General features: G+C 67.2%; 14 protein-coding genes. 5 read left to right on the top strand and 9 right to left on the bottom strand.

Annotation, left to right across the window (positions count from 1 at the left end; all coding sequences use genetic code 11):
- Positions 1–14 precede the first annotated feature (14 nt).
- The gene (locus tag A5622_RS24870; RefSeq protein ID WP_066881832.1) at positions 15–1,241 is read right to left on the bottom strand and encodes an acyl-CoA dehydrogenase family protein; all 1,227 of its coding nucleotides are present in this window, start codon (positions 1,239–1,241) and stop codon (positions 15–17) included.
- Positions 1,242–1,321: 80 nt separating this feature from the next.
- On the bottom strand, positions 1,322–1,711 hold the full coding sequence (locus tag A5622_RS24865; RefSeq protein WP_066862906.1) for a DUF1801 domain-containing protein: 390 nt from the start codon (positions 1,709–1,711) through the stop codon (positions 1,322–1,324).
- A 128-nt stretch (positions 1,712–1,839) separates the two neighbouring features.
- On the opposite strand from A5622_RS24865, the gene A5622_RS24860 reads away from it, so the two are divergent.
- From A5622_RS24860 to A5622_RS24850, 3 genes are all read left to right on the top strand, one after another.
- The gene (locus A5622_RS24860; protein ID WP_066881830.1) at positions 1,840–2,646 is read left to right on the top strand and encodes an acyl-CoA thioesterase II; all 807 of its coding nucleotides are present in this window, start codon (positions 1,840–1,842) and stop codon (positions 2,644–2,646) included.
- A gap of 62 nt (positions 2,647–2,708) precedes the next feature.
- Positions 2,709–3,227 carry a nuclear transport factor 2 family protein gene (locus A5622_RS24855; RefSeq protein WP_066862901.1) on the top strand — a complete coding sequence of 173 codons (519 nt, stop codon included), beginning with the start codon at positions 2,709–2,711 and terminating at the stop codon, positions 3,225–3,227.
- A 7-nt stretch (positions 3,228–3,234) separates the two neighbouring features.
- Positions 3,235–4,335 (top strand): NAD(P)-dependent oxidoreductase, encoded by a 1,101-nt coding sequence (locus A5622_RS24850; protein ID WP_066862898.1) that lies wholly within the window; start codon positions 3,235–3,237, stop codon positions 4,333–4,335.
- 35 nt (positions 4,336–4,370) lie between these two features.
- Here the strand turns inward: A5622_RS24850 and A5622_RS24845 are convergent, their stop codons facing one another.
- Complete coding sequence (locus tag A5622_RS24845) at positions 4,371–5,342, bottom strand: aldo/keto reductase (protein ID WP_066862894.1); 972 nt, start codon at positions 5,340–5,342, stop codon at positions 4,371–4,373.
- A gap of 92 nt (positions 5,343–5,434) precedes the next feature.
- On the opposite strand from A5622_RS24845, the gene A5622_RS24840 reads away from it, so the two are divergent.
- The gene (locus A5622_RS24840; RefSeq protein ID WP_066881828.1) at positions 5,435–6,751 is read left to right on the top strand and encodes an acyltransferase; all 1,317 of its coding nucleotides are present in this window, start codon (positions 5,435–5,437) and stop codon (positions 6,749–6,751) included.
- Between the two features lie 56 nt (positions 6,752–6,807).
- On the top strand, positions 6,808–7,677 hold the full coding sequence (locus tag A5622_RS24835) for a pyridoxamine 5'-phosphate oxidase family protein (protein WP_066881827.1): 870 nt from the start codon (positions 6,808–6,810) through the stop codon (positions 7,675–7,677).
- A gap of 18 nt (positions 7,678–7,695) precedes the next feature.
- Here A5622_RS24835 and A5622_RS24830 read toward each other — a convergent pair whose 3' ends face one another.
- From A5622_RS24830 to A5622_RS24805, 6 genes are all read right to left on the bottom strand, one after another.
- The gene (locus A5622_RS24830; RefSeq protein WP_066862885.1) at positions 7,696–8,610 is read right to left on the bottom strand and encodes a formate/nitrite transporter family protein; all 915 of its coding nucleotides are present in this window, start codon (positions 8,608–8,610) and stop codon (positions 7,696–7,698) included.
- Entirely contained in the window at positions 8,607–8,876 is a 270-nt protein-coding gene (locus A5622_RS24825) for a hypothetical protein (protein ID WP_066862882.1), read from the bottom strand. Before A5622_RS24825 ends, A5622_RS24830 begins: the two co-directional genes overlap by 4 nt.
- Complete coding sequence (locus A5622_RS24820) at positions 8,873–9,499, bottom strand: RNA polymerase sigma factor (RefSeq protein WP_066881825.1); 627 nt, start codon at positions 9,497–9,499, stop codon at positions 8,873–8,875. The genes A5622_RS24825 and A5622_RS24820 overlap by 4 nt, the downstream gene beginning before the upstream one ends.
- A 10-nt stretch (positions 9,500–9,509) precedes the next feature.
- A complete protein-coding gene (locus A5622_RS24815; RefSeq protein WP_066881823.1) occupies positions 9,510–10,577 on the bottom strand; it encodes an acyl-CoA dehydrogenase family protein in 1,068 nt (355 codons plus the stop codon).
- 9 nt (positions 10,578–10,586) lie between these two features.
- Positions 10,587–11,111 carry an OsmC family protein gene (locus A5622_RS24810; protein ID WP_066862873.1) on the bottom strand — a complete coding sequence of 175 codons (525 nt, stop codon included), beginning with the start codon at positions 11,109–11,111 and terminating at the stop codon, positions 10,587–10,589.
- A 164-nt stretch (positions 11,112–11,275) separates the two neighbouring features.
- Positions 11,276–12,273, bottom strand: a 998-nt coding sequence (locus A5622_RS24805; RefSeq protein ID WP_066862869.1) for a Dyp-type peroxidase, incomplete at its 5' end; no start/stop codon positions are given.

Raw genomic sequence — 12,273 nt, 5'->3', positions numbered from 1 at the left:
TTCCGTTCTCCTCCCTAGCTTTTGCCGCGCCGCACCCGATTGAACGGCACACCGCGGTCGTCGGCGCGCTCGCGCGGGAAGTTCAGCACCCGTTCGCCGATCACGTTGCGCGCCATCTCGGTGGTACCGCCGCCGATGCTGGCGGTCTGACGGCCCAGATAGCGCGTCCCGATATCGAGCAGCCCGGCGTCGTCGACCACGGCCGCCGGGCCGGCGACGGCCAAGGCGGTATCGGTCTCGACGTCATGCACCTCGGCCATGTAGAGCCGGATGATCGAGCCCGCGGCCGGCGGCAGGGATCCGCCGGCGACGGCGTGAAAGACGTGCTCGCTGAGTTGGCCGTGCACGGCCCGGTGCACCAGGGCCCGGCCGATCATCTCCTGAAGTCGTTGATTGCCGGCCTGGGCCGTCTTTTCGAGCAGGGAGACCAGGTCGACGGAGACGTCGTGGGCCTCGGCGATTCCCGGCCCACTGGTGTACTCCGAGCCATCACCCATCGTGCGCCGCTCGTGGTACAGCTGGCGCGACGCGACGTCCCACCCTTTGCCCGGTTCTCCGACCACAGCGTCGTCGCCCACGTCGACGTCGTCGAAGAACTCCTCGCAGAATTCGATGGAGCCGTTGACCTGCCGGATGCGGTTGATGGTGACTCCGGGATGCTGCAGCGGCACCAGGAACATCGTCAGCCCGTCGTGTTTGGGAACCTCCCAGTTGGTCCGTGCCAGGCACAGGCCGTAGTCGGCGGCGAAGGCCCACGTGCTCCAGGTCTTGGCGCCGTTGATGATCCACCGGCCGTTGCGGCGCTCGGCGCGGGTGATGACGCCCGCCAGGTCGGATCCCCCGCTCGGCTCGGACAGCAGCTGCACCAGAACCTCGTCGCCGCGCAGGGCGGCCGAAATGTGCTGACGCTTCTGCTCCTCGCTGCCCATATCGAGAATCGTTGCGCAGCAGATGGCGAAGGACGGCACGTTGAGCAGCAGCGGAGTCTCGTAGGCCTGGGATTCGGCGTCGAACGCCTTCTTGTACTCGTAGCTCAGCCCCAGCCCGCCATACTCGCGCGGGAAACAGATCCCGGCGAATCCGCCGTCCCACAGCAGCTTTTGCAGTTCTCGGGCCCGGCGCCACGATGGCAGCTCATCTCGCTCCAGCTGTGCCGCCTTGGCCGGATCGAGTCGGGGCATGTTCGCGGCCAGCCAGGCCCGGGCCCGGCTCCGGAATTCCTCGACCGATTCGGACGTCACCGGATGGCCTCTCATCCGAGCGTCGACCTTGTGCTGGGCGACTGTACAGCAACCGTCACACGGCTGTATAGGTCGGCGTCCTACGAACCGTTCAGCTTCACCGCGGCGCGAATGAGCGCCGTCAACGCCTTCTCGTCGAGCTCGTCGCCCTCGTGGAAATCGATGGCGCGTCTGGTGTTGCCGTCGAGGCTGGAATTGAACAGACCCGCGGGATCCGGCAGCGACGCGCCCTTGGCGAAGGTCATCTTGACGACGTTCTTGTACGTCTCGCCGGTGCAGATCATCCCGTCGTGATACCAGACCGGAACGCCCCGCCACTTCCACTCCTCGACCACTTGCGGGTCGGCTTTTTTGATCAGTTTCCTGATGCGAGCGAGCATTTCGCCGCGCCAATCCCCCAAATCCTTGATCCTGGCGTCGATCAGCTCGGCGGGAGATGCGGCTGCGGCGCCGTCCTTCGGGTTCGCCACCGTGGCCCCTTTCGATGAGGTTGTCGCTTGCCGGACCGTACCTCAACGGATGGTGCTCGCCCGGCCCACCCGGCACGACCCCGTATCCAGCACCAGCTTTGTGCGCAAGTAATCTGCGGTCGATCACTATGACCGACACGCACCCCTTCGACGAAGCCCTCCAGCTCGACCGGATCGGGGCCGACCTCCGGCGCGGCCGCACGCACCCGGAGTGGGCCAACATGGTCGGGCCGTTCGGCGGGATCACGGCCGCCGCCATGCTGCGCGCGGTCGAAACACACCCCGACCGCATCGGGGAACCGCTGGCCCTGACCGTCAACTACGCCGCTCCCATCGCCGACGGCGACTTCGACCTCGCGCTGCGGGCCCCGCGCACCAACCGCACCAATCAGCACTGGATCGTCGAGCTGAGCCAGGACGGCGTGGTCAAGACGACCGCGACCGCGATCTTCGCGATCCGGCGAGAGAGTTGGGCCGACACCGAGAGCCGCCCGCCGAGCGTGCCGCCACCCGAACAGTTACCCGCCGTCGATCCGGGCCTCGTCCGATGGACCGGCCTCTACGACATGCGCTACGTCGAAGGCGCGATGCCCGGCAAAGGCGGGGACGCCAGCCCCTCGTCGACCTCGACCCTGTGGGTGCGCGACGGCGCGGGACGCCCGGTCGACTACCCGGCGCTCGCCGCGCTGTGCGACATCTTCTACCCGCGGGTGTTCCTGCGCCGCGGCGGCTTCGTCCCGTCCGGGACCATCTCGTTGACGACGTATTTCCACGCCGATCAGCCCCAACTCGACGCCCTGCACAACGACTTCGTGCTGGCCACCGCGCAGGCGAACCGCTTCACCCGCGGTTATTTCGACCAGAGCGCGCACGTGTGGACCGCCGACGGCGGGCTGCTGGCGACCACCCATCAGATCGTCTACTTCAAGGGCTGACGGGTTTACACTTCGGCAGTGAAACGTCACGCGTCGGCACTTGCGGAAGGGATCGAGCGGCTATGACAGAGCGCGCGCAGGGCCTGCTCGCCGAGACGCTGCCGGCGATCGAGTCCATCAAGCAGCTCAAAGCGCGCTACTGCCGCTACCTGGACACCAAGGACTGGGCGGCGTGGCGGACGATCTTCGCCGACGACTTCGTCAGCGACACCTCCGAAGCCGGCGGCAAGGTGATCGCGGGCGCCGACGAGTTCGTGGCGTTCACCCGCCGGGCCCTTGGCCGCCCGACGCAGCCCACGGCTCACCAGGTGCACACCCCCGAAATCGAGCTCACCTCGGCCACGACCGCGCGCGGAATATGGGCGCTGCAGGACGTCGTCCGATTCGGGCCCGGGGTAACCTTGGTCGGCTACGGCCACTACCACGAAACCTATGAGATCATCGCCGGCCAGTGGCTTATCAAGAGCTCCAAGCTAACTCGACTCCGCGAGGACATCGTGACGCCGTTCTTCTCGATCTACGTCTCCCCTCGACTCCGCACGGCGATCGGCAAGCTCGCCGAACGGCTGATGGAGCGGTGACGCGCCCATGACCGTCGACACCGTTTTGGTCACCGGCGCCTTCGGGCAAGTCGGTAAGCGTTGCACCCAGATCCTGCTCGATCGCGGCCGAACCGTGGTCGCGATGGATCTGCGCAACGACAACACGGTCGCCGTCGAAAAAGAACTCGCGGCCGGCGCGCGCCCGGGGACGTTGATACCCGCGTACACCGACCTGCTGGATGCCGAGGCCGTCAACGCTCTCATCGCCACTCATGAGCCCGGGGCCGTCGTTCACCTGGCCGCTATCGTGTCCCCGCCGTCCTACCGCAATCCCGGACTGGCCCGCCGCGTCAATGTCGGTGGCACCGAGAACCTGTTGAACGCCTGCGCCGCGCTCCCACGCCCGCCGCTGTTCCTCATGGCGTCCAGCGCCGCGGTGTATGGATCTCGCAACCCCTACCGTCAGCCGGAGCGGATCACGCCGGACACGCCGGTGAACCCCGTCGACCAATACGGGCAGGACAAAGTCCTTGCCGAGGCGGCGATCCGTGGCAGCGGCCTGCCGTATGCGCTCTACCGACTTGCCGGCGTCATCTCGCCGGACACGCAGGCCGGTATCAACGGCGACTACCTCACCCTGATGCGTTCGATGCCCAGCGACAACCGGATTCATGCGGTGGATGCGCGTGACGTGGCGCTGGCATTCGCCAACGGCGTCGACCGCAAGGACTCCATCTCCGGCAAGGCCCTGCTCATCGGCGGCAACGAAACGTATGTGCTGCTCCAGCACGGCCTCCAGGACGACCTGATGCGCGCGGCCGGCCTGGGACCGCTCGGCCCCTCGGCCGGCCTGCCGGGCGACCCGGCCGACGACCGCGGCTGGAGCTTCACCGGCTGGTACGACACCACCGAAGCGCAAGCGCTGCTGGACTTTCAAGAGCACGACTGGAACCAGACACTGGCGTGGCTGGCCGAATCGCAGGGCCACCTGCGGATCGTGCTGCGACTGCTTGGCCCGGTGCTACGCCCGGTGCTGCGGGCCGTTTTGATTGTGCAGCGCCGGCTGGAGGGACGCGGCCCCTACGCCGACCCGTGGTCACTGATCGAAAAAACCTACGGCCCAGCGGCATTGGCCAGCGTCGACTAACGCGACGCGCACCGGGCGGCGGCTACGGGGCGCCGCTAGCGATCGATCCACGCCATTTGCGCCTCGGCGTGATGGCCCCCTGCGGGCGGGGTGAGCCGATCGAGCCTGGCCAGTTGATCGGCGGTGAGCTCGATCGCGTCGGCGCCGACATTCTCTTCCAGACGCGTAACCCGCTTGGTGCCCGGAATGGGCACGATATCAGGGCCTTTCGCCAACAACCATGCTAAGGCGACCTGAGCCGGCGTGGCGCCGACGTCCGCGCTGATATCGCGCACCTCGTCGGCGCAGCGCAGGTTGTGCTGAAAGTTTTCGTCGAAGAACCGCGGGTTGGTCTTGCGGTAGTCGGTCTCGGGCAGCTCGTGCGTGGAACGGATTGCGCCGGTGAGAAAGCCACGGCCCAGGGGCGAGTAGGCGACGAACCCGATGCCCAATTCGCGCAGCACCGGCAAGATCTCGTCCTCTTGATCGCGGGTCCACAGCGAGTACTCCGACTGCACCGCCGTGATCGGGTGCACCGCGTGCGCGCGACGAATGTTATCCACCCCGACTTCCGACAGGCCGATGTGGCGGACCTTCCCGGCGGCGACCAGCTCGGCCAGCGCGCCGACGGTCTCTTCGATCGGCGTCTGGCGGTCGAGGCGGTGCTGGTAGTACAGGTCGATGCGATCGGTCGCCAACCGTCGCAGCGAACCGTCCACGGCGATACGGATGTTGGCGGGGCTGCTGTCCAGGCCCTCGCGACCGGTGTGCGAGATCAGACCGAATTTGGTTGCCAGCACCACCTGATCGCGCCGTCCCCGCAGCGCGCGGGCTAGCAGTTCCTCGTTGACGTACGGGCCGTAGACCTCGGCCGTGTCGATCAGCGTCACACCAAGGTCGATGGCGCGATGCACGGTGCGGACCGATTCCGCATCGTCGAATCCGCCGACCGCGTAGGCCACCGACATGCCCATCGCACCCAGGCCGAGGCGACCGACCTGCAACCCGCCGAGTTGAGCCTGTTTCATGGGATGTCTCCTGTTCTGCGGCTGCGCCAGACCCCGCTGGGGGCCGGACGGTACCGTGGCGCTGTGTACCGCGTCGAGCTTCCCCCGATCTGATGGGCCACGCAAACACGACGCGGCCGCCGCGCAATCTGGCGGTCGACTACTACCGCGTGTCCGGCGTGGTGCTCATCGTGCTGGGACACTGGCTGGCCGGGTCGGTCACCTATCACGATGGCCAGTTCGGCCGGCAGAACCCGCTCGTCGACCTGCCCTGGACCCAGTGGCTGACCTGGCCCTTCCAGGCCGTCCCGGCATTCTTCCTGGTTGCCGGTTATGCCGGCGCCGTGTCCTGGACGCACCGCCACGACGCTGAGGGACTTTCGCGGCGGACCTGGATACAGCACCGGCTGGCGCGAGTCCTCGGACCGACCGCGGTGTACATGGCGCTGGTGTCGGTGGTGGTCGTTGCCCTGGGTTTCTGCGGCGCGGCGGGCTCGGTGCTCGAGTACGCCGGCTGGGCGGTGGCCATGCACCTGTGGTTCCTGGCTGTGTACCTGGTTGTCGTGTCGCTGACGCCGATTGCCATTGCCGCACAACGTCGTTGGGGCCTGCTGGTACCGGCCGCACTCGTCTTGGCGGTCGCGGCGGTGGATGTCGCCCGGCTCACCGGCCATGTGCCGTACCTGAATTGGGTGAACTACCTGTTGGGCTGGGGCACCCTGTATCAGCTCGGGATCGCTTGGCACGGCGGGTCATTGGCCGGCCGCAGACCCGCTCTGCTGGCGGCCGTCTCGTCGGTGGCCCTGGCGTTGCTCGTGTGGCGCAAGGTTTATCCGGTCAGCATGATCGGTGTCCCCGGGCAGACCATCGACAACACGACGCCTCCGACCGTGGCGCTGTTGGCGTTCGGCTGCGCCCAAACGGGGCTTGCGATGGCACTGACGCCCGCGCTGAACCGTGCGCTGCGCGCCATGCGTGTCGAGCGCGTCCTGTCCGTCGCCAACAACAACATCATGGCGCTTTACCTGTGGCACATGATCCCGGTCGTGATCGTCGCGATCGTCGGCTACCCGGCCGGACTCTTGCCGCAGCCGCCCGAGGGTAGCGCGCACTGGTGGCTGGCCCGGCTGGAATGGGTGGTCATCTTGTGCGTCGTGACGGCGGTCGAGATGATGATGTTGTGGTGGGCCCGAAGGCTTTTCGCGGCTCCCTTACCGCTGCTCGGTGTACCGCTCACCGAACGATGGACCGAACCGGTGATGTTGGCCGGTGCCGCGGCGGCGGCCTACGCCCTGTCCCTGATCGCCGCCGCGGGCTTCGCCCCCGACGGACACTTTCCGTGGCTGACCGCGGCGATCTTCGGCGCCGGAGCGCTGCTGGCGGCATTGCGACCCGCCACCCGGGACGTGGAGCGGGACCGAAAGGCCTGACCCAGGGCGCCCGTACCGCCAGGAAGCTTTGCGCCGGTGACGTTGTTACGACGGATATGGCCGCGACGGGATTCCACGAGGGCGAACTCGCGACGCAGCGCCGAGCGGGTGTCGAAGCCGAGGCTGGGCGGCTCGAGAGGATGCTTGACTCGTCGGATCTGTCTGACGGCGCCGCACGCTTCCTGGCGTCGCAGCGGTTCGCCGCGCTGACCGGACGCGACCACGACGGCGTCCCCTGGGTCTCGCCGCTGGCCGCGCCACCGGGATTTCTCCGCGGGCAAGGAGGTGTCTTACACGTGTCGTCCGCTCCCCGCGACGGCGATCCCCTGCACGAGATCCGGGCCGGTCAACAAGTCGGGCTGATCGCCATCGACTTTGCCACCCGTCGCAGGTTACGGATCAACGGTGAACTTGTCGGTGCCGACCACGCGAGCATGACCCTGCGCATCGACCAGTCGTATGGCAATTGCCCCAAATACATTCACCGCCGCGCGATCGACGTGGCCGGTCTGGCTACCCCTTCGAAACACCCCCGCCGCGCAACGCTTCTCGGTCCCGCGGATCAAGCAATGATTGCAAGGTCCGACACGTTCTTCCTGGGCACCACCCATCCCACCCGCGGCAGCGATGCGTCACACCGAGGCGGCCCACCCGGATTCGTCCGAATCGACTCCCCGAACCGGCTGTGGTGGCCGGATTTCCCGGGAAACAACATGTTCAACAGCTATGGCAATCTGGCTGTCGACGACGAAGCCGCCTTGCTGTTCCTCGATTTCGACACCGGCGCCGCTCTGCATGTCAGCGGGACCGCACGGGTGCGGTGGACCACTCCCGGCGCGGCCGGTGACGACGGTGCCGTGGGAAGGAATGTCGCCTTCTCGGTCCGCGCCGTGGCAACGGTGGCCGGTCTGGCGACGCAGCGGTAACCGTCCCCGGCGCCGCGCCTAGACCTTGCGCCGCTGCAGCTGCGCGATGATCCAGAACGGCAACGCCACGAATACCGTGCCGCCGATGAGATTACCCACGGTGGTGATCCCGATGTTGGTGAGCAGCCCGTGCGGGCCGAAGCCCCAGCCGATCGCGCCGCGCGGCGCGACCGGGTGAAATAGGTTGAGCAGCAAGGGAAGACCCAGGAATCCGACATTGGCGATCACGTGCTGGGTGCCGCCGATGACGAACGCGAACGGCCCGTAGAACGCGAACGCCATCCGTGCGACGTCGCTGCGGGCCTTAAAGAACATGCACATCGAGGTCTGCAGGAACCACGTGCACACCACGGCCAGCAGCAGAGCCGTCCAAAAGGGCTGGCCCGCCTTCAGCGTGCCGACGGTGGCCGCTCGTTCGGCGAACGCGCCGAGGTAAGGCCCGCCCGCCGCGGCGCACACCGTGACGAACACCAGCGCGCCGACGATGTTGCCGATGAGTCCGACGGTCACCAACGCGACATAGCCGCGCAGGCTCAGCGTGCGCTTGAGCACTGCGAGAAATCCCGCGGCCATGTCCGCGGTGATCAGCGACATGCCCGACACCAGGATCAAGACGAAGGACATGCCGAAGGCCAGCCCCATCAAAAGGCTTGCCACACCGGGTGTTTTGACGCCGGTGCTCACCACCAGGGCCAGCAGCGCTCCGAAGGCCACCATCACACCGCCCACCAGCGAGCGCATCAGGAATGCCCAGGGATGCGCGGCTTTTTCCACTGCCATGGCCGCGACCCGATCCACCATGGCGCCCACCGACAGTGGCTCGAACGGATCCTCGGGCACGGCGTCGGCCCGGACGCCAGAGGGCAACACGGTCACGTTGTCCGCAACCACAGCATCGCTTCGAAGCTGCGGCGCTTCAGCGTTGATCGTCATCGGGGTTCGCCTTTCCTGAAGGTGTTGATCGCGTTGATGACACCGGCAATGTGATCCTCGCTGAGCTGCTCGCCGTCGAAGACGTGGCTGAGCAGGATCTTGAGGTCGAGCATCTGTTGCAGATAAACCAGGCACGGTGGGCATTCGTCGAGGTGTTTGGCCACGATCGGTCCCCACTGCTGGGGGTCGGAGTCGACGAGATCGTCGACGAGGCGGACGAAGTCGACGCAATCGATGGCGGGGACTGCGTTGTCATGAACGGTCATCGCTGGTACCGCTTTTCCAATTCGGCTCTGAGATTTCCCCGGGCGCGGTAAAGCAGTGCCCGCTGCGCCTCGGCGGTCAGTTCGAGAAGCGCGGCCGCCTCGTCGGCTGATGTTCCGACGATGTCGCGCAGGATGACCAGCTGCCGTTGGCGTTCGGGCAACGCATCCAGTGCCGACCGCACGTAGCCGAGCAGTTCGCTCTCGACGGTCCGGTCTTCGGGGAGAAAGCGGCGCGACGGCGGGAGGCTCCAGTGGCCGGCGTCGGGGTGACCGGCGGGATGCATGCGACCCGACAGCGGGTCGTCGACCTCGCCGTCGGCGGCCAGCACCTCGTGGTGGCGGATCCGCGATTCCCTGCGCCGGTGCCGGGAGGCGGTGTGTTTGACGATCCCGAACAACCAGGTGCTCACCGACGAACGCCCCTGAAACGAGTCCGAGGACTGCAGCACCTGCACCCACGCCTCCTGCACGGCTTCTTCGGCGACCGTTGCCGAATCCACCATGGTGCGAGCGAAATTCACCATCGGCCGGTGAAAGTCGCGCACCAAGCTGGCCAGCGGAACCCCGCCGACCAGGTATTCGGACTCGGTGCCCTCCGGCGGCACCGCCACCGGAGTCACCATCGACCCGCGCTCAGACGCATCTGGCCAGTTCCCAGCGCAGCTGCCCTTCGGACGGCGACTGGACGGGGATGAACGCCGCCTCGCGATAGCGCCGGCTTGCCGGTGTTCGGCTCGCGTAGCCTTTGCCGCCGGCGGTCCGCACCTCCAAGTCGGCGCTGGCGCTGGACACTTCGGCGGCGGCGAGGCGCAGCGACAGCAACTCCTTCTTGGTGGGCGGCTCGGCCCCTCCGACGGCCGCGGCCAGCTTCGCCAGGGTGGCCTCGGCGGTAACCAGCTGGTCCGCGACGCGGTCGACGTCGTCGCTGAACACGGCGTTGACACCGCCGAGTCCCAGGCGAGCCTGGCCCAGGGCGGTCCGGGTCAGGCCCAGGCACATCGCGGATTGCAGGACAAGGAATGTCGGGCGCACCGACTGCAGGAAGCCCTCGAAGTCGCGCGAGAGCACCTGGCCGGCAGGAACGTGCGCGCCGTCCAGGTTCAGGTACGACGAGGCGGTACTGCCCATGGCCAGCAGATCGAAATGCTCACCCACGTTCACCCCGGGCGTGTTCAGCGGCAGCGCGACGATGAGCTTCTCGCCGGTATCGGTGCGCACCGCGGTCACCATCGTGGAGTCGGGATACAGGTTGCTGGCCCACCTGATCGGACCGGAGACCCGGTAACCGCCGGCCACGGATGTGGCGGTCAACTCCACGCTGCCGCAGCCCGCCGCCTCCTTGAACGCCGCGGCCATGCCGGTGACGCCCGGCACCGCTCCCGCTAGGAGCGGCTCGACCGCCGCACTGCTGAATTCGGTTGCGGCGGTGAGCAGATACTCGACCGTCATGCGATGCGCCCACAACGAGAACCCCGTGCTCATGCAGGCCCCGGAAACCGATCGGATCACCTCGGCCATCACCGGAAGCCGGCCGTCGACGTTGCCCGGGGCGCCAATGCCCAGCAGGCCCGCCTCCCCCAGCGCGGCGAAGCTGCGACGGGAGTGGCCCTCGCCGCGGTCCAATGCCGCGGCGTGCCCCCGAATGTCTTCCAGCAGCTCGACATCCAACTGGCCGGCCGCTGTGTCCGTGGTCGTCATCATGTCGCGTGCTTATCCGGTGATCAGAGTCGAGTCGACGGTGACCGGGTTGCGAAACGTGTTCACCACCGGCGACCAGGCGATGGCGTTGTCGTGGATCTCTTTCAGCGTGGCTTCGTCGGCGTCACCGGCCAGGCTCACCGTGCAGCGGACGGCGCTGAACCCCAGGTACTTGCCCTCCGGGGTGTCCCCCACGCCCCACACCGCGGAAATGTCGATGTCGCCTTGCATCTCGACCTCGATCTTGGTCAGCGTCACCCCGCGGTGCGTCGCGTTGGCCAGCAGGCCCACCGAGACGCACGAACCCAGCGCGGCCAACGCGGTCTCCGAGGGATTGGGCGCCGAGTCGTCGCCGAGCAGCGCGGGCGGCTCGCCCACCAGCATCGGCGCCAGGTCCCGGACGTAGGTCATGTTGCGAAAGCCCGCTTCGCACACGGTCTTGGCTTTGAGCGTCTTCCTGCCCGTCTCGGGATTGCTTTTGGCGTTACACGACAGCCGGTCCAGGCCTTCGGCGTCGATGACGAGCGCGTCGGTCATGTGACTTCTCCGTTTCTCGCTGATTGTGCGGGTTCACGGAGTTAGTGCGCGCCGGGCCCCGATGCGTGACGGCGGGTGCGATTGATTTACCGGTCCGACACGAAACGTCACGGGGGTGAAACGTGGCGACCCGGGCCGGGCCGTCGGCCGCCGACGAGATTTGCTCAGCTGAACAGGTTTTGCCCGATGTAGTGGCCTTCAGCGGGCGCCGGCGGCACCGCGAAGATAGCTGATCCGATGTGGCGGATGTATTCGTTGAGCAGGTCGTGGGCACCCAGGCGGTTCTGCAGACGAATAAAATCTTGGGGATCTTTTTGATACGACACGAACAGCAGACCGGCGTTGAGTTGGCCGTTGGCGTCCAGGCCGTCGGTGTAGTTGTACGACCGCCGGCGGATCATGATGCCGTCATTGTTTTCCCGGGCGGCAAGGCCGACGTGGGACATCGGATCGATGAGCGGGTTGCCGTCGGCGCCCTTGGCGGCGAAGTCCGGTGTATCGAACTCGTGCTTGCCGCTCAGCGGCGCCCCTTCTTCTTTGGTGCGCCCGAAGATCCTCTGCTGATTGCCGATCCGGTCGACGTCCCACGTCTCCATCAACATCCGGATCTTGCGGACGACTTGGTAGGTCCCCCCGTTCATCCAGGGCTGGTCGCTGTTGGTGACCCAGACAAACTTGTCGTATTCGGCGTCGGTGGCGATGTTGCGGGTTCCGTCCTTGAATCCCAACAGGTTTCGTGGCGTGTGCTGGCCGGGTCCGGCGGAGGCCCGACCGAACCCGAGCACCGCCCAGAACGGCGAGACGATGTTGCGGCCGAGGCGGGCCAGGTTGCGCACCGCGTGGTAGCAGACCTGGGGATCGTCGGCGCACGCCTGCACGGACAGGTCGCCGCCGTGCAGGCGCGGATCCAGGTTGTCGCCGTTCAGCGGCGGCAGGTCGGTGAACACGGCAGGTCGCCGGGCGGCCAGTCCGAATCGATCACCGAACAGTGACGGGCCCAGCCCGATCGTGACGGTGAGGCTGGCCGGGCTCAGCCCGTAGGCCTCCCCGGTGTCGACGGGAGGCTGCACGTCGACACCGGGCTGCACCGTCCCGACCGGCTTGCCCTGCTGCAGGATCGCGGCGGCGGCCGACCAGCGCGCCAAGAGGGTCTGCAGGTCGG

Source organism: Mycobacterium sp. 1245801.1, from assembly GCF_001673055.1.
In the GTDB taxonomy this organism is placed as follows: Bacteria; Actinomycetota; Actinomycetes; order Mycobacteriales; family Mycobacteriaceae; genus Mycobacterium; species Mycobacterium europaeum_A.
The sequence above is the reverse complement of the archived record's forward strand: the minus strand, read 5'-3'. Positions and strand labels throughout refer to the sequence as shown.